The organism is Streptomyces sp. NPDC057002, assembly GCF_042673825.1.
In the GTDB taxonomy this organism is placed as follows: domain Bacteria; phylum Actinomycetota; class Actinomycetes; order Streptomycetales; family Streptomycetaceae; genus Streptomyces.
Window position 1 is genome coordinate 401,508 of record NZ_JBHURZ010000008.1, and the last position, 15,360, is coordinate 416,867.

The 15,360-nt window shown below is 71.4% G+C and carries 12 protein-coding genes; 9 read left to right on the forward strand and 3 right to left on the reverse strand.

The genetic code is table 11. The annotated features are described in order from the left end of the window. The first annotated feature begins 99 nt into the window (after positions 1-99). Entirely contained in the window at positions 100-735 is a 636-nt protein-coding gene (locus tag ACFT32_RS34975) for a PepSY domain-containing protein (protein WP_382497282.1), read from the forward strand. Between the two features lie 625 nt (positions 736-1,360). Here ACFT32_RS34975 and meaB read toward each other — a convergent pair. Then, complete coding sequence (gene meaB / locus ACFT32_RS34980; protein WP_382497435.1) at positions 1,361-2,317, reverse strand: methylmalonyl Co-A mutase-associated GTPase MeaB; 957 nt, start codon at positions 2,315-2,317, stop codon at positions 1,361-1,363. A gap of 70 nt (positions 2,318-2,387) precedes the next feature. After that, positions 2,388-3,587, reverse strand: a complete 1,200-nt coding sequence (locus ACFT32_RS34985; protein WP_382497284.1) for an acetyl-CoA C-acetyltransferase — start codon at positions 3,585-3,587, stop codon at positions 2,388-2,390. Between the two features lie 148 nt (positions 3,588-3,735). On the opposite strand from ACFT32_RS34985, the gene mce reads away from it, so the two are divergent. The 7 genes from mce (at position 3,736) to ACFT32_RS35020 (ending at position 13,714) form a co-directional block, all read left to right on the forward strand. After that, positions 3,736-4,176: a methylmalonyl-CoA epimerase gene (gene mce, locus ACFT32_RS34990; protein ID WP_367320744.1), complete on the forward strand. Its 441-nt coding sequence runs from the start codon at positions 3,736-3,738 to the stop codon at positions 4,174-4,176. Between the two features lie 210 nt (positions 4,177-4,386). After that, a complete protein-coding gene (scy, locus tag ACFT32_RS34995; protein ID WP_382497286.1) occupies positions 4,387-8,301 on the forward strand; it encodes a polarized growth protein Scy in 3,915 nt (1,304 codons plus the stop codon). A gap of 230 nt (positions 8,302-8,531) precedes the next feature. Beyond that, positions 8,532-9,467, forward strand: a complete 936-nt coding sequence (locus ACFT32_RS35000) for a cellulose-binding protein (protein ID WP_189723252.1) — start codon at positions 8,532-8,534, stop codon at positions 9,465-9,467. Between the two features lie 85 nt (positions 9,468-9,552). Continuing rightward, entirely contained in the window at positions 9,553-10,515 is a 963-nt protein-coding gene (locus ACFT32_RS35005) for an ABC transporter ATP-binding protein (RefSeq protein WP_382497289.1), read from the forward strand. Between the two features lie 2 nt (positions 10,516-10,517). Next, positions 10,518-11,288 (forward strand): ABC transporter permease, encoded by a 771-nt coding sequence (locus tag ACFT32_RS35010; protein WP_382497290.1) that lies wholly within the window; start codon positions 10,518-10,520, stop codon positions 11,286-11,288. 153 nt (positions 11,289-11,441) lie between these two features. Next, complete coding sequence (locus ACFT32_RS35015; protein WP_382497292.1) at positions 11,442-12,782, forward strand: ABC transporter ATP-binding protein; 1,341 nt, start codon at positions 11,442-11,444, stop codon at positions 12,780-12,782. Then, positions 12,779-13,714 (forward strand): ABC transporter permease, encoded by a 936-nt coding sequence (locus tag ACFT32_RS35020; RefSeq protein WP_382497294.1) that lies wholly within the window; start codon positions 12,779-12,781, stop codon positions 13,712-13,714. The genes ACFT32_RS35015 and ACFT32_RS35020 overlap by 4 nt, the downstream gene beginning before the upstream one ends. 6 nt (positions 13,715-13,720) lie before the next feature. Here ACFT32_RS35020 and ACFT32_RS35025 read toward each other — a convergent pair whose 3' ends face one another. Beyond that, the gene (locus tag ACFT32_RS35025) at positions 13,721-14,053 is read right to left on the reverse strand and encodes an ATP/GTP-binding protein (protein WP_382497296.1); all 333 of its coding nucleotides are present in this window, start codon (positions 14,051-14,053) and stop codon (positions 13,721-13,723) included. 252 nt (positions 14,054-14,305) lie between these two features. Between ACFT32_RS35025 and ACFT32_RS35030 the strand changes: the two genes are divergently transcribed. Further along, positions 14,306-15,334: an LLM class flavin-dependent oxidoreductase gene (locus ACFT32_RS35030; protein WP_382497298.1), complete on the forward strand. Its 1,029-nt coding sequence runs from the start codon at positions 14,306-14,308 to the stop codon at positions 15,332-15,334. The last annotated feature ends 26 nt before the right edge of the window (positions 15,335-15,360 follow it).

Below are 15,360 nucleotides of genomic sequence, written 5' to 3' on the forward strand. Positions count from 1 at the left end.
ACCAAGCTGAAGATCCCTTCAGGGGGCTTCAGGTTCCTCTCAGCCTCGATCAGCCACCTTGGAACACGTCGAAAACGAACCGACTCGGGAGGAACCCCCATGAAGCGCAACATCGTGATCGCCGCTGTGACCGCTGCCGCTCTGATCGGAGGCGGTACGGCCACGGCCCTCGCGACCACGGGAGACGGCGGGGGCTCGGCGCGGCAGGCGGCGAACACGCGACTGTCGGACGACGACGTCCGTGACGACCAGGACGACCGCGACGACGACGCGCAGGCGGCTTCCGGCGACGTGACGGCGCCCGAGGCGATCGCCTCCGCGCTGAAGCACACGTCCGGCACGGTCGTGTCCGCCGAGCTGGACGACGAGGACGACAGCGACAAGGTGATCTGGAAGGTCGACGTCCTGTCCGGTGACAACACCTGGCACAGCGTCCGCGTCGACCCGTCCAACGGCAAGGTCCTCGGTGCGCAGACCGACGACGAGGACGACACGGCGCAGGTGCGGGCGGCCCTGAAGGGTTCCTCCGTGACCGCCGAGGAGGCGGCGAAGGCTGCCGCGGGCAAGGGCACGGTGACGTCCGTCGACCTGGACGAGGACGGCAAGAACAAGTCCTGGGAGGCCGAGACCCGCACGTCCGGCGGCGCCGAGCAGGACTGGAAGATAGACCTCACCACGGGCAAGGTCACGGCGGACCGCTCGGACGACCAGGACGACACGGACGACCAGGACTGACCGCTCCTGCCGCCGCATTCCAACCGCCCCGGCGTCTCCACAGGCGCCGGGGCGTCCCACGTCTCGGCGCGACGAGGCACCCGGCGTCGTTGCTGAGGCCGGGTGGGTCCGCAGCCCGGCGGAACGGGGTGCCGCTGCGCCCACCCGTGCCGCCCTTAGCGGCACGATTGCCCGCAGCTAGGCGTGACCGGCGGCCCGCGCAGCCAAGCGGGACCGGCGGCCCACAGCCAAGCGGGGCTGACGGGGCACAGCTAGGCGGGGCAGGCGGCCCACAGCTAGGCGGGGCTGGCGGCCCGGAGCTAAGCGGGGCTGGCGGCCCGGAGCTAAGCGGGGCTGGCGCCCGTAGCCAGCGCCCGCAGCCGCTGAGCGGGGCGTGCGAGCGCAGGTGGGCCGCACGGCGCTGAGCCGAACGCGCCCGCACCCGCCGGCTCACGCAAGGGGACGTGTCGGGGGGTGTCCGCCCGCAGCGGTTGTCGCGTCAACGAACAGTCAGTCGGCGTCCAACCCCGTCGCGACGTTCCGAGGACGGACACCCCCCGGCGCGGCCCCGACCCACCACCCGGCGATAGGCGCTACGCGCACCCCCACCACACCCGCACAGGCGCCGCAGGCACCCGCCCGCCGCTCAGCCCTCCGTCAACCCCGCCACCAGCTCATCAGCCGCCCGATAAGGATCCAGTTCCCCGGCCACGATCCGCTCGGCCAACGCCCCCAGCCGCCGGTCACCGTGCAGATCCCCGATCCGCTCCCGCAACGCCGTCACCGCGATCGTCTCGACCTCCCGCGCCGCCCGGGCCGCCCGCCGCTCCGCGAGAACCCCCCGCTCCTCCATCCAGGCACGGTGCTTCTCCAGCGCCTCGACGACCTCGTCCGTGCCCTCCCCCCGCGCGGCGACCGTCTTCACGATCGGCGGACGCCAGTCACCCGGCCCCCGCGACTCCCCGAGCCCCAGCATGTGGTTCAGCTCGCGGGCCGTCGCATCGGCCCCGTCCCGGTCCGCCTTGTTCACGACGTACACGTCACCGATCTCCAGGATCCCGGCCTTGGCCGCCTGGATCCCGTCCCCCATCCCGGGCGCCAGCAGCACCACGGACGTGTCCGCCTGCGAGGCGATCTCCACCTCGGACTGCCCGACCCCCACCGTCTCGACGAGGACGACGTCACAGCCCGCCGCGTCCAGCACCCGGATCGCCTGCGGCGCGGCCCACGCGAGCCCGCCCAGATGCCCCCGCGTCGCCATCGAACGGATGTACACCCCGGGATCCGACGCGTGCTCGGACATCCGCACCCGGTCCCCGAGCAGCGCCCCGCCCGAGAAGGGGGACGACGGGTCGACGGCGAGCACGCCGACCCGCTTCCCCTGCTTGCGATACGCCGTCACCAGCGCCGACGTGGACGTGGACTTGCCGACCCCGGGCGACCCGGTCAGCCCGACCACATACGCCCCACCCGTCAGCGGCGCCAACGCCGCCATGACCTCCCGCAGCTGCGGAGACGCCCCCTCCACCAGGGAGATCAACCGGGCCACGGCCCGCGGCCGGCCCTCCCTGGCCTGGGCGACCAGCGTGGAGACGTCCTGCATCACAGCTCCGTTCATGTCCTGAAGGCGAAGGCAAAGGCGAAGGCAAAGGCGAAGTGCCAAAACCCGCTGCTCAGCCCTTCGGCACCCGCACGATCAGCGCGTCACCCTGACCACCACCACCGCACAGCGCCGCCGCACCCACGCCACCGCCCCGCCGCTTCAGCTCCAGCGCGAGATGCAGCACGAGACGCGCACCGGACATCCCGATCGGGTGACCCAGGGCGATGGCACCACCGTTGACATTCACCTTTTCGGTGGACACCCCAAGATCCTTCATTGACTGCACGGCCACCGCCGCGAACGCCTCGTTGATCTCGACGAGATCGAGATCCTCGACGCCCAGCCCCTCCTTCTTCAGCGCGTGCAGGATCGCGTTGGACGGCTGGGACTGCAGCGAGTTGTCCGGACCGGCCACGTTCCCGTGCGCCCCGATCTCGGCGATCCACTCCAGGCCGAGCTCCTGGGCCTTGGCCTTGCTCATCACCACGACGGCCGCCGCGCCGTCGGAGATCTGCGACGCCGAGCCGGCGGTGATCGTGCCGTCCTTGGCGAACGCCGGACGGAGCTTCCCGAGGGACTCGGCAGTCGTGTCGCCCCGGATGCCCTCGTCCTTGCTGAACAGCACCGGGTCGCCCTTGCGCTGCGGGATCTCGACCGGCGTGATCTCGGCGTCGAACAGGCCGTTCTTCTGCGCGGCCGCGGCCCGCTGGTGCGACTGCGCGGCGATCTCGTCCTGCTCGGGCCGGCCGATGCCCAGCCGGGTGTTGTGCTTCTCCGTCGACTCGCCCATGGCGACGTTCTCGAAGGAGTCGGTCAGCCCGTCGTAGGCCATGGCGTCGATCATCTCGACGGCGCCGTACTTGAAGCCCTCACGGGACTTGGGGAGCAGATGCGGGGCGTTGGTCATGGACTCCTGGCCGCCGGCGACGACCACGTCGAACTCACCCGCGCGGATCAGCTGGTCGGCCAGCGCGATCGCGTCCAGGCCCGACAGACACACCTTGTTGATCGTCAGCGCGGGCACGTTCATCGGGATGCCGGCCTTGACCGCGGCCTGGCGCGCCGGGATCTGCCCCGCCCCGGCCTGGAGCACCTGCCCCATGATCACGTACTGCACCTGGTCGCCGCCGATTCCCGCACGGTCGAGGGCGGCCTTGATCGCGAAGCCGCCGAGGTCGGCTCCGGAGAAGGACTTGAGCGATCCGAGCAACCGTCCCATGGGCGTACGCGCCCCCGAGACGATCACCGAGCTGGTCGTTGCAGAAGACATGAGCCGCAATCCCCTTACCGGCTGCACAGCCGAGGAGTGAACGAGGGTTTACTTCGAATGTACTGACCGGTACTCCACCCCGTCATCGGGCTGTCGGTGTGATCGCGCGCACGTTGCGTAACCACCTCCGGAGCGCTGCACTGAATCCATGCTGACGCGAATCGACCACATCGGAATCGCCTGTTTCGACCTCGACAAGACCGTCGAGTTCTACCGTGCCACCTACGGCTTCGAGGTGTTCCACTCCGAGGTCAACGAGGAGCAGGGCGTGCGCGAGGCCATGCTCAAGATCAACGATACGTCCGACGGCGGCGCCTCGTACCTGCAGCTTCTCGAACCCACCCGCCCGGACTCCACCGTCGCGAAGTGGCTCGACAAGAACGGCGAGGGCGTCCACCACATCGCTTTCGGTACGGCGGATGTGGACGGAGAGGCAGCCGACATCCGCGACAAGGGCGTACGCGTGCTGTACGAAGAGCCGCGACGCGGTTCCATGGGGTCACGGATCACCTTCCTGCACCCCAAGGACTGTCATGGCGTACTGACAGAACTGGTCACTTCGGCGCCTGTTGAGTCACCTGAGCACTGACCCTCGTACATAAGGGCCGGTAGGGTTGGGTGCGGTCACCGCTCAATCTGCGGCGACCGCATTCCGGGGTCCGGGTTTCGGGGGACGAGCGTCGGGGCAGCAGCCCATGCTCCGCCGATGATCTGACACCATTCCCCGGGGGCCCCGTTCGGCGGATGGACGGAGCTCGTTTGGAGAGAGTTGCGACCAGGGGACGGATGGGACCGCGCAGTGCGGGGCTACGAGAGCCAGGAGCGAGAGCCGGCGGCTGACGTCGACCACCTCTCTCGGTTCGAAGCCGAGATGAAGCGGCTGAAGACCGAGCGGGAAAAGGCGATCCAGCACGCCGAGGACCTCGGCTACCAGGTCGAGGTGCTGCGTGCCAAGCTGCACGAGGCACGGCGCACCATCATGTCCCGGCCCTCCTTCGAGGGGGGCGACATCGGCTGGCAGGCCGAGCAGTTGCTGCGCAACGCTCAGATGCAGGCCGACCAGATCCGGACGGACGCCGACCGTGAGCTGAGCGAGGCGCGGGCGCAGACCCAGCGGATCCTCCAGGAGCACGCCGAGCAGGCGGCCCGGCTCCAGTCGGAGCTGCACCAGGAGGCGGTGACCCGCCGCCAGCAGCTCGACCAGGAGCTGGCCGAGCGCCGCCAGACGGTCGAGTCGCACGTCAACGAGAACGTGGCCTGGGCCGAGCAGCTGCGGGCCCGCACCGAGCAGCAGGCCCGGCGCCTGCTGGAGGAGTCCCGGGCCGAGGCCGAGCAGGCCATGGCCACGGCCCGCGCGGAGGCCGAGCGGCTGGCCGGCGAGGCCCGGCAGCGGCTGACGAACTCGGCCGAGGAGGCCCGGGCCGAGGCCGAGCAGATCCTTCGGCGTGCCCGCACGGACGCCGAGCGGCTCCTCAACGCGGCCTCCTCGCAGGCCCAGGAGGCCACGGACCACGCCGAGCAGCTGCGGACGTCCACCGCCACCGAGTCGGAGTCCGCGCGCCGCGAGGCCACGGAGCTGAGCAAGGCCGCCGAGCAGCGGATGGCCGAGGCCGAGGAGGCGCTGCGCAAGGCGCAGACCGAGTCGGAGAAGCTGGTCACGGAGGCCAAGGAGGCCGCCGCCAAGGCCCTGTCGAGTGCCGAGTCCGCGAACGAGACGCGTACGCGCACCGCCAAGGAGCAGGTCGCCCGGCTGGTGCAGGAGGCCACGAAGGAGGCCGAGAACACCAAGTCCGAGGCCGAGCAGCTCGTCGCCGACGCCCGTGCCGAGGCCGAGAAGATCGTCGCGGAGGCCTCCGAGAACGCCCGTACGTCCACCGCCGAGGAGACCGCGACCCAGCTGTCCAAGGCGGCCAGGACCGCCGAGGAGGTCCTCAACAAGGCGTCCGAGGACGCCAAGAAGACCACCAAGGCCGCGGCCGAGGAGGCCGAGCGGATCCGCTCGGAGGCCGAGGCCGAGGCGGACCGGCTGCGCGCCGAGGCGCACGACATCGCCGAGGAGCTCAAGGGCACGGCGAAGGACGACACCAAGGAGTACCGCGCCAAGACGGTCGAGCTGCAGGAGGAGGCCCGCCGGCTGCGCGGCGACGCCGAGCAGCTGCGGGCGGACGCCGTCGAAGAGGGCGAGAAGATCCGTGCCGAGGCCCGCAAGGAGGCCGTGGCGCAGATCGAGGAGGCGGCGAGGTCCGCCGAGGAGCTGCTCGCCAAGGCCAAGGCGGACGCGGACGAGCTGCGCACGAACGCCCAGGGGGACAGCGAGAAGGTCCGCACCGAGGCCATCGAGCGGGCGACGACGCTGCGCAGGCAGGCCGAGGAGACCCTTCAGCGCACCCGGCAGGAGGCCGAGCGGCACCGCGAGGAGGTCGTCGAGCAGGCCGAGGGCCTCAAGGCGGACGCCGAGCGCGCGGCGGTGGAGCTGCACGAGGAGACCGAGCGCGCCATAGAGGCCCGCCGCGAGGAGGCCGCCGGGGAGCTGACGCGGCTCCAGACGGAGGCCGAGGAGCGGCTGACGGCCGCCGAGCAGGCGCTGTCGGACGCCCGTGAGGAGGCCGACCGGATCCGCCGCGAGGCCTCCGAGGAGAACGAGCGGCTGCGTGCCGAGGCCGCGGAGCGGATCCGTACGCTCCAGCAGCAGGCCGAGACGGAGGCCGAGCGGCTGCGCGACGAGGCCGCTTCCGACGCGTCCGCGTCGCGTGCCGAGGGCGAGGCCGTCGCCGTACGCCTGCGCTCGGAGGCTTCGAACGAGGCCGAGCGGCTGAAGTCGGAGGCGCAGGAGAGCGCCGACCGGATGCGCGCGGAGGCACAGGCCGCCGCCGAGCGGCTCGGCACGGAGGCGTCCGAGACGCTGGCCGCCGCCCAGGAGGAGGCCAATCGCCGGCGCCGCGAGGCCGAGGAGCTGCTCGGCAGCGCCCGGCAGGAGGCCGACCAGGAGCGCGAGCGGGCCCGCGAGCAGAGCGAGGAGCTGCTGGCCTCGGCGCGCAAGCGCGTGGAGGAGGCGCAGGCCGAGGCCGTACGGCTGGTCGAGGAGGCGGACCGGCGGGCCACGGAGATGGTGTCGGCCGCCGAGCAGCACGCCCAGCAGGTACGAGACTCCGTCGCGGGGCTGCACGAGCAGGCGCAGGACGAGATCGCCGGGCTGCGCAGCGCCGCCGAGCACGTCGCGGACCGCACGCGGCGGGAGGCCCAGGAGGAGGCGGACCGGGTCCGCACCGACGCCTACGCGGAGCGGGAGCGGGCGAGCGAGGACGCCGGCCGGCTGCGGCGCGAGGCGCACGAGGAGACCGAGGCCGCCAAGGCCCTCGCCGAGCGCACGATGTCCGAGGCGATCTCCGAGGCGGAGCGCATCCGTACGGAGGTCTCCGAGCATGCCCAGCGGGCGCGCACGGAGGCGTCGGACGCCATCGCCGAGGCCGAGCAGAACGCCTCGCGCACCCGGGCGGACGCCCGTGAGGACGCCAACCGCATCCGGTCGGACGCGGCGACGCAGGCGGACACCCTCATCACCGAGGCGCGCAACGAGGCGGAGCGGCTCACGACCGAGACGGTCACCGAGACGGACCGGCTGCGGATGGAGACGGTCGCCGAGGCCGAGCGGGTCCGCACCGAATCCCTGAACGAGGCCGAGCGGGTCCGCGCCGATTCGGTCGCCAAGGCCGACCAGCTGGTCGGGGAGGCCACCGGCGAGGCGGAGCGGCTGCGGGCCGAGGCCGCCGAGACGGTCGGCTCGGCGCAGCAGCACGCCGAGCGGGTGCGCAGCGAGGCCGGCCGCGTCAAGGCCGAGGCCGAGGCGGAGGCGGAGCGGCTCGTCGCCACCGCGCGCGAGGAGGCCGACCGCACGCTGGACGAGGTCCGCAAGGACGCCAACAAGCGGCGCTCCGAGGCGGCCGAGCAGGTCGACAAGCTCATCACGGAGACCACGGCCGAGGCCGACAAGCTGCTGAGCGAGGCGCAGCAGCAGGCGCACAAGACCACGGCGGAGGCCGAGTCGCAGGCCGACACGATGGTGGGCGCGGCCCGCACGGAGGCCGACCGGCTGGTGTCCGAGTCGACGGTCGAGGGCAACTCGCTGGTGGAGAAGGCCCGTACGGACGCGGACGAGCTGCTGGTCGGCGCGCGTCGGGACGCCACGCAGATCAGGGAGCGCGCCGAGGAGCTGCGCGACCGCATCACGGGTGAGATCGAGGAGCTGCACGAGCGGGCCCGCCGGGAGTCGGCCGAGACGATGAAGTCGGCGGGCGACCGCTGCGACGCGCTCGTCAAGGCCGCCGAGGAGCAGCTCGCGAAGGCGCAGGCGAAGTCGAAGGAGATCGTCTCGGAGGCCAACTCCGAGGCGGGCAAGGTCCGTATCGCCGCGGTGAAGAAGGCCGAGGGGCTGCTCAAGGAGGCCGAGCAGAAGAAGTCCACGCTGGTCCGGGAGGCCGAGGAGCTCAAGGCCGAGGCGATCCGCGAGGCGAAGCGCACGGTCGAGGAGGGCAAGCGCGAGCTGGAGGTCCTGGTCCGCCGCCGCGAGGACATCAACGCCGAGATCTCGCGTGTCCAGGACGTCCTGGAGGCGCTGGAGTCCTTCGAGGCACCGGCCGGGGGCAAGGACAACGGAGTCAAGGCGGGCGCGACGGTCGGCGCACCCCGTTCGGGTGGCAAGTCCTCGGAGAGCTAGGGCCGTCGGGCGGCCCGTGCCACACTTGGACGGACGCTTCGGGCATGGCTGCGCGGGGGTGTTGGGGCGCCCCTGCGGGGCTTTGACCGAGTTTTGGCAAGCCCTCTGCCGCTTAGCCACCCAAAAGGGGTCTCATTTTCCAGATCAAACGCGCATCCGCTCGATGACACACCGTTTCGGCCCCTAGGATTCCACCTATCACCTCACCGGTCTCATTCGACAGGAACCCCATGAGCGACACTTCCCCCTACGGCTTCGAGCTTGTGCGGCGTGGATACGACCGCGCTCAGGTGGACGAACGTATCTCCAAGCTCGTCTCCGACCGTGACAGCGCTCTCGCCCGCATCACCGCTCTGGAAAAGCGCATCGAAGAGCTCCACCTCGAGACGCAGAACGCCCAGGCCCAGGTCACCGACGCCGAGCCGTCGTACGCGGGTCTCGGTGCGCGCGTGGAGAAGATTCTCCGCCTCGCCGAGGAGGAGGCGAAGGACCTGCGCGAGGAGGCCCGGCGGGCGGCCGAGCAGCACCGTGAGCTCGCCGAGTCGGCGGCCCAGCAGGTGCGCAACGACGCCGAGGCGTACTCGTCGGAGCGCAAGGCCAAGGCCGAGGACGAGGGCCTGCGGATCGTCGAGAAGGCCAAGAGTGACGCCTCCCAGCTGCGTTCCGAGGCGCAGAAGGACGCGCAGTCGAAGCGCGAGGAGGCGGACGCCCTCTTCGAGGAGACCCGCGCCAAGGCCGCGCAGGCGGCCGCGGACTTCGAGACGAACCTCGCCAAGCGCCGGGAGCAGTCCGAGCGCGACCTGGCGTCCCGTCAGGCCAAGGCCGAGAAGCGCCTCGCCGAGATCGAGCACCGCGCCGAGCAGCTGCGCCTGGAGGCGGAGAAGCTGCGCACGGATGCCGAGCGCCGCGCCCGCCAGACGGTGGAGACGGCCCAGCGCCAGGCCGAGGACATCGTGGCCGACGCCAACGCCAAGGCCGACCGCATCCGTTCGGAATCCGAGCGCGAGCTGGCCGCCCTCACCAACCGCCGCGACAGCATCAACGCCCAGCTGACGAACGTCCGCGAGATGCTCGCGACGCTCACGGGCGCCGCGGTCGCCGCCGCCGGTACGCCGGCCGAGGACGAGCCGATCTCCCGTGGGGTCCCGGCCCAGCAGTCCCGGTAACACCGGGGCATACGGAGTCTGAATCTCCGCAAAGCCCTCTGCCGCTCGGGTGGCAGAGGGCTTTGTCACGTTCTAGCGTGGCGGCATGATTGAGCTCGAGGGGCTGACCAAGCGTTACGGCGAGAAGGTGGCGGTCAACAACCTGTCCTTCACCGTCAGACCAGGCATCGTCACCGGCTTTCTCGGGCCCAACGGCGCGGGGAAGTCCACAACCATGCGGATGATCCTCGGTCTTGACCACCCCACCGCCGGCGACGTCCGTATCGACGGCAAGCACTACCAGCAGCTCAAGGACCCGCTGACGTACATCGGCGCCCTGCTGGAGGCGAAGGCCTGGCACGGCGGGCGCACCGCCTACAACCACCTGCTGTGCCTCGCACAGAGCAACGGCATTCCGAGCGGCCGGGTGCGGGAGGTGCTGGAGACGGTCGGGCTGACGGCGGTCGCGAAGAAGAAGACCAAGGGCTTCTCCATGGGCATGGGGCAGCGGCTCGGCATCGCGGCCGCGCTGCTCGGCGACCCGCGGATCCTGATGTTCGACGAGCCGGTCAACGGCCTCGACCCCGAGGGCATCCACTGGATCCGCACCCTGATGAAGTCGCTGGCCGCGCAGGGCCGGACCGTGTTCGTCTCCTCCCATCTGATGAGCGAGATGGCCCTGACGGCCGAGCACCTCGTCGTCATCGGGCAGGGGCGGCTGCTGGCGGACACCTCCATGGCCGACTTCATCGCGCGCAACTCACGGTCGTACGTCCGGGTCCGCAGCCCGCAGCGGGAGCGGCTGCTCGATGTGCTGCACCAGGCCGGGATCGTGGCCGTGGAGAGCGGTGACGGGGTGCTGGAGGTGGACGGCGGCAAGGCCGAGCACGTCGGCGAGCTGGCGGCGCAGCACGGCCTGACGCTGCACGAGCTGAGCCCGCAACAGGCCTCGCTGGAGGAGGCGTTCATGCAGCTGACCGCGGAGTCGGTGGAGTACCACGCACACAGCGAGACGAGCCCTCAGCCGCCACAGCAGCAGCAGTGGGGCGACGGCTGGAAGAGGGGCTGAGCATGGCGACGACCCAGGTCGTACGGTCGGAGTGGACCAAGATCCGGTCAGTGGCGTCCACGGTGTGGACGCTCTCGCTGGTGGTGGTCGTGACGGTCGCCCTCGGCATGCTGATCTCGGCGCTGTCGAAGAACGAGTTCGACAGCATGAACGCGCAGGCCCGGGCGGAGTTCGATCCGACGTTCATCAGTTTCGCGGGTATGAGCCTCGGCCAGCTCGCGATGATCGTGTTCGGCGTGCTGGTGGTGTCGAACGAGTACAGCACCGGAATGATCCGCACCTCGCTGGCCGCCGTACCGCAGCGCGGCTCCTTCCTGTTCAGCAAGATCGCGGTGGCCACGGGGCTGGCCTTGCTGGTCGGGCTCGTCACCAGCTTCGCCGCGTTCTTCCTCGGGCAGGCGATGCTCGGCGAGCACGCGGCGGAGATCGGTGACCAGGGTGTGCTGCGGGCCGTCTTCGGCGGCGGCCTCTACATGGCCCTGATCGCGATGTTCTCCATGGGCGTCGCCGCGATGCTGCGCTCGCCGATGCTGTCGCTGGGCATCCTGATGCCGTTCTTCTTCCTGATCTCCAACATCCTCGGCAATGTCGACGCGACGAAGAAGGTCGGCCGGTTCCTGCCCGACCAGGCCGGCAGCAAGATCATGCAGGTGGTCACGCCGATCGACGACGACACCCCGTACGGGCCCTGGGGCGGCCTCGGGATCATGGGGCTGTGGGTGCTCGCGGCCCTGATCGGCGGGTACGTGCTGCTGAAGAAGCGCGACGCCTAGGCTGGACAGAGTCCGGGTGGGGAGGCTGTCGGGCCCCTTCGGGGCCCCACCCTTTACTTTGATTTGGGCGGAACCGTCAGCGCCTCGATATCCTCCTAACCCTTACGGGGGGCGTGTGCCCCGCTGTCCTGAACCTTGCGATGGGTGCGGAGCATGATCGAAGCAGTCGGCCTGACGAAGCGCTACGGCGACAAGACCGCTGTGTACAACCTTTCCTTCCAGGTGCGGCCCGGAGCCGTCACCGGCTTCCTCGGGCCGAACGGCTCGGGCAAGTCGACGACGATGCGGATGATCCTCGGCCTGGACAACCCGACGGCCGGGCAGGTGACGATCGGGGGCTATCCGTACCGCAAGCTGCCCAACGCCCCCCGCCAGGTCGGCGCCCTGCTGGACGCCAAGGCCGTGCACGGCGGCCGGGCGGCCCGCAACCACCTGCTCTGCCTGGCCCAGCTGTCCGGCATCCCGGCCCGGCGCGTGGACGAGGTGCTCGGCGTCGTCGGCCTGCAGGACGTCGCCAGGAAGCGGTCCAAGGGCTTCTCCCTCGGTATGGGGCAGCGGCTCGGCATCGCCGCCGCGCTGCTCGGCGACCCGCAGGTGCTGCTGTTCGACGAGCCGGTCAACGGCCTCGACCCCGAGGGCATCCTCTGGGTGCGCAACCTGATGAAGGCGCTGGCGGCGGAGGGCCGTACGGTCTTCGTCTCCTCCCATCTGATGAGCGAGATGGCGCTGACCGCCGACCACCTCATCGTGATCGGGCGCGGACAGCTGCTCGCCGACATGAGCATCACCGACTTCATCTCCGCGAACTCCGCGGACTTCGCGCGGGTCCGCACGCCCGACACCGAGCCGCAGCAGCGCGAGAAGCTGTCGGCCGCGCTCACCGAGTCGGGCGGGCACGTGCTGCCCGAGCAGGACGGCGCGCTGCGAGTGACCGGGCTGCCCCTCCCCCGCATCAGCGACATCGCGCACAACGCCGACGTACGGCTGTGGGAGCTGTCGCCGCACCAGGCCTCGCTGGAGGAGGCGTACATGCGGATGACGCAGGGCGCCGTCGACTACCGCTCGACCATCGACCAGAAGGAAGGCCTCCAGCAGCCCCTGCCGCCCGGCGCGCAGCCGCCGATGCCGGTGCCGGGGCAGGGCCAGCCGGACTGGTACGCCCCGCCGCCGCCCCAGCAGGGCGGGCAGCCGCTCCCGATGCCGCCGCAGGGCGCACCGGGTCAGGCTCCGGCGGGCCCGTACGGGGCTCACGGGACTCCCGGCGCGCCCGGGTCCGCTCCGGGCGCCCCCGGCAGCTCCGGCGCGGGAGCACCCAACCCGTACGCCCAGCCCGCGCCCCAGGCGCCGCAGGCTCCCCCGCAGGCCCCCGCTCAGCCCGCCGCCGCTCCGGCCGCGCAGGCTGCCGCACAGCCGTCCATGCCCCCGCAGGCGCCCGCCGCCGCGCCGGCTCCCGCCCCGACCTCCGACCTGACCAAGCCCGAGGACGCCCGATGAGCAGCCCCCAGCCCCAGACACCGCAGGCCGCGCCCGGCTGGCAGGCGGCGGCACCCGGTACCGCGCTTCCCGGCTCCGGCCCTGCTCACCCCGCCTCCGGCCCTGCTTACCCCGCCTCCGGCTCGGCGTACCCCGGCTACACCTCCCCGATCCCGGTCGTGCGCACGCACCTCGGGCACGCCATCGCCTCGGAGTGGACGAAGATCAGGTCGGTGCGCTCCACCATGTGGACGCTCGGCGTGTTCGTCCTGCTCGTCGTCGGCATCGGCCTGCTGACCGGCTTGGTGGTGGCGAACTCCGACCCGGCCCTGTCCGGCGAGAGCCCGCTCGGCCTCGGCTTCTTCGGGCTGCTGCTGGGCAGCATGTGCCTCATCACGCTGGGCGTGCTGACCACGGCCTCGGAGTACGGCACCGGCATGGTCCGCACCACGATGGTCGCGTGTCCGAGCCGCGGCCGGGTGCTGGCGGCGAAGGCCATCGTGTTCTTCCTGGTCGCCTTCGTCGTGACGCTGGTGTCCTCGTCCCTCGTCGCCTTCCTGCACGTCGCCATGCTGGAGGGCGACGGCGCCAAGTCCCCCACCGGCGGGGAGTGGCTGAAGGCCACGGTCGGCATGTCGGCCTACGTCGCGCTGCTGGGCCTGCTCTCGCTCGCCGTCGGCTCGATCATCCGGCACTCGGCGGGCGCCATCACCATCATGATCGGCGCCGTGCTCGCCCCGCTGGTGATCGCGCTGTTCATGTTCTCGGAGTCGCTGCGGGCCGTGCGCGACGCGCTGTTCGAGTACTCCATCCCGAACCAGCTGAGCATCTTCTACGCCAACTCCCTCAGCGAGTCCGGCCCGTCCGGCTGGGACCCGCTGTGGATCATCCTCGCCGCGACGGCCGTCGCGTTCGCCGCCGCCTTCGCGCTGCTGGAGAAGCGGGACGTCTGAGTTCCCTCAGAATCTGGGCGAGTTACGGGACCGCCGCACCCCCGGGGTGCGGCGGTCCCGCGCGTTCCAGCAGGCCTTGTGCCAGTGCCGGCGGTCGTCGACGCCCATGTGCTCGGACCAGGCCACCACGTGCGGCACACCGTCGGGAATCAGCTGGTCGCAGCCGGGACAGCGGTACGACTTGCCCTGCGCGCTCGCGCCGGCCACATGCCGCACGCTCCAGTTCTCGCCCTGCCAGTTCTCCGAGGACTGCCAGCCGCCGTAGCGTCCGGGGCTGTCGTCCTCGGCGCTCCGGCCGGACGGACCGGCATCCTTGGGTCGGTTACGACGCGGGGACACGGGACACCTCTCGGGGATATACAGGGAGCACGAGCCGTGTCCAGCCTACGCGGCGCGGACGAGGGTACGCGTACGGCACCAATCGCGACAAGTCCCTCGCCGGGCGAGGCGGGTGCTCCCCCGGCCCGCAGCGGAACGCCCCATTCTGCAGACAATCCGCAAAATACTCCGCCCGGCCGTGTCCTCGGCACGTGTCAGACGGTTATGCCCTGTGGGGGAGCTCCGTGTCGGAGCCAAGGAAGCAGGAAAGCAATGCACGTTGGAAGTTTCGTGTTGGCGGCCCAGTTCCCCGGTCAGGGCGAGGGAGAGGCGCTGCACCGCGCGGTCCGCTCGGCCGAGGTGGCCGAGGAGTCGGGGCTCGACGCGGTCTGGCTGGCCGAGCACCACTTCGTGCCGTACGGCACCTGTCCGTCGGCCATCACCCTGGCCGCCTTACTGCTCGGCCGCACCCGCCGCATCCGGGTCGGTACGGCGGTGAGTGTCCTGCCCACCGCCCACCCCGTGGCCCTCGGCGAACAGGCCGCGCTGCTGCACCACACGAGCGGCGGCCGGTTCACGCTGGGTGTCGGGCGCGGTGGCCCGTGGGTGGACCTGGAGGTGTTCGGCGCGGGCCTCGAGGCGTACGAGAAGGGGTTCCCGGAGGCTCTCGACCTCCTGGACCGCTGGCTGCGCGAACCGTCCGTGGCGGCCGAGGGGGAGCGCTTCCGCTTCCGTGAAGTCCCGGTGGTCCCCCGGCCGTCGGAGGCCCTGACCGACGTCCAGGGGCCCGAGCTGGTCGTCGCCTGCACCTCCCCGGCGAGCGTGCGGCTGGCCGCCGAACGCGGTCTCTCGATGCTGCTCGGGATGCATGTGGGGGACGAGGAGAAAGCCGAGATGGTCGCCCTGTGGCGGCAGCACGCGCGGGCGTGCGGCCGGCCCGCCGAGGAGATCCTCGGCGCGTCCCATGTGTCGGCCGGCGTCTGCCAGATCGCGGACCGGCGTGTCGACGCGGCGGAGACGCTGCTGAAGGCGATGCCGGGCTGGCTGAAGCAGGGCCTGGAGGCGCATGTCACGGTCGACGGGCGCACACGCCGGATGCGCGACCCGCTGGCGTACACCGAACTGCTCTGCGGGCTGCACCCGGTGGGGACGCCGCGGCTGTGCGCCGACCGGCTGGCGGCGACCAGCGAGCGGACCGGCATCTCCCGCTTCGCCCTGCTCGTCGAGGGCTCCGGGGACCTGGCGGCGACCGAGGAGAACGTACGGCGGCTGGGGACCGAGGTACTCCCCCAACTCGTCTGAGAGCGCGGTGAATTCCTGGGGGCTTG

What these genes read in the sequence shown, in the direction of transcription:
- mce (WP_367320744.1), top strand. Translation starts at nt 3,736, where the DNA reads ATGCTGACGCGAATCGACCACATCGGAATCGCCTGTTTCGACCTCGAC.
- ACFT32_RS35005 (WP_382497289.1), top strand. Translation starts at nt 9,553, where the DNA reads ATGATTGAGCTCGAGGGGCTGACCAAGCGTTACGGCGAGAAGGTGGCG.
- ACFT32_RS35000 (WP_189723252.1), top strand. Translation starts at nt 8,532, where the DNA reads ATGAGCGACACTTCCCCCTACGGCTTCGAGCTTGTGCGGCGTGGATAC.
- ACFT32_RS35010 (WP_382497290.1), top strand. Translation starts at nt 10,518, where the DNA reads ATGGCGACGACCCAGGTCGTACGGTCGGAGTGGACCAAGATCCGGTCA.
- ACFT32_RS35030 (WP_382497298.1), top strand. Translation starts at nt 14,306, where the DNA reads ATGCACGTTGGAAGTTTCGTGTTGGCGGCCCAGTTCCCCGGTCAGGGC.
- ACFT32_RS34985 (WP_382497284.1), bottom strand. Translation starts at nt 3,587, where the DNA reads ATGTCTTCTGCAACGACCAGCTCGGTGATCGTCTCGGGGGCGCGTACG.
- ACFT32_RS35020 (WP_382497294.1), top strand. Translation starts at nt 12,779, where the DNA reads ATGAGCAGCCCCCAGCCCCAGACACCGCAGGCCGCGCCCGGCTGGCAG.
- meaB (WP_382497435.1), bottom strand. Translation starts at nt 2,317, where the DNA reads ATGCAGGACGTCTCCACGCTGGTCGCCCAGGCCAGGGAGGGCCGGCCG.
- ACFT32_RS35015 (WP_382497292.1), top strand. Translation starts at nt 11,442, where the DNA reads ATGATCGAAGCAGTCGGCCTGACGAAGCGCTACGGCGACAAGACCGCT.
- ACFT32_RS34975 (WP_382497282.1), top strand. Translation starts at nt 100, where the DNA reads ATGAAGCGCAACATCGTGATCGCCGCTGTGACCGCTGCCGCTCTGATC.